At 71.8% G+C, this 1415-nt stretch carries 1 protein-coding gene; it reads left to right on the forward strand.

Annotated elements, in window-relative coordinates:
- Positions 1-1407 (forward strand): NF041680 family putative transposase (locus tag ACIQMJ_RS40860; protein WP_499766393.1); only part of this gene is annotated, 1407 nt, incomplete at its 5' end.
- Positions 1408-1415: the final 8 nt, after the last annotated feature.

A 1415-nucleotide genomic window follows, 5' to 3' on the forward strand; every position in this document is an offset into this window, starting at 1 on the left:
GACGGGCTCGGGGTGCTGACCGGGTTCCGTGAGGAGTTCCACGACTGCCTGAGCGCGCGGGCGGACTCGTTGTTCGAGTTGTGCGACGCGGTGCTGTGCGCCGACGGCCCGGTGACCTCCCTGCCGGAACTGTCCCTCACCCCGGTGCACCGACGCGGACACGGCGCCATGTACGACGCCCTGGCCCACGGCCGGATCGAGATCGGCCGGTTGCGGGCGGCACTGACCGGACTGCGACTGCCCCGCTTCGGCGGACGACTGGCCATCGGAATCGACGTCACCCCGTGGCCACGCCCGGACGCGGAATGCTCACCGGGCCGCTCACACTGCCACCGGCCCTGCCGATGCGACGGCAACCGTCGGACCATCCCCGGCTGGCCCTACTCGGTGGCCGCCGCGCTCGGCGCCGGCCGCACCTCCTGGACCGCGCCGCTGGACATCCGGCGCATCGACCCCGACGAGGACCCCACCGCGGTTACCGCCACCCAGATCCGTGACCTGCTCGACCGGCTGACCACCGCCGGACACCTGCGCCCGGGCGACCCGCCGGTACTGATCGTGCTCGACGCCGGCTACGACATCACGCGCCTGACCTGGCTGCTCACGGACCTGCCCGTGCACCTGCTCGGACGAATCAACGCCCGCCGGGTCGTGCACGCCCCCGCCCCACCCCGCGCGCCGGGCGGCCGCGGCCTGCCACCCCGCCACGGCCACCGGTTCGCCCTCTCCGACCCCCGCACCTGGCACACACCCGACCAGGAGACCGTCAACGACCACGACCGGTACGGCACGGTCCACACCCGCGCCTGGTCCCGGCTGCACCCCGTGCTGCAAGGCCGCGGCGCCTGGAAACACCACCCCGGCCTGCTGCCCGTCATCGAGGCCACGATCATCCTGCTGCGCGTCGACCGACTGCCCGGCAACCGCAAACCCGACCCCCTGTGGCTGTGGTCCAGCGACCCGAACCCGCCCACCGCCACCGAACTGGACCTGTTGTGGCACAGCTACCTACGCCGATTCGACCTCGAGCACACCTTCCGGTTCCTCAAACAAACCCTCGGACTGACCCGCCCCCGGCTGCGCACCCCGGAACAGGCCGACCGGTGGGCCTGGCTGATCGTCGCCGCCTACACCCAGCTACGCCTGGCCAGAGGACTGGTCGCGGACCTGCGCCGCCCCTGGGAGAAACCCCTGCACCCCGACCGCATGACACCCGGCCGGGTCCGCCGCGGATTCCCTCACCTCCGCCGGAAAACCGCCAATCCCGCCCGCGTGCCGAGATCCACCACACCCGGCCCCGGTCGCCCCAAAGGCTCCCTGTCCGGACCCGCCCCACGCCACCCCGTCGGCAGGAAGCACCCCAAACCAGACACACCAAAACGAGTCAGAACCAAACAACCCGGTTAAAACTCAAG

Source organism: Actinosynnema sp. NPDC091369 (genome assembly GCF_044757065.1).
GTDB lineage: Bacteria > Actinomycetota > Actinomycetes > Mycobacteriales > Pseudonocardiaceae > Actinosynnema.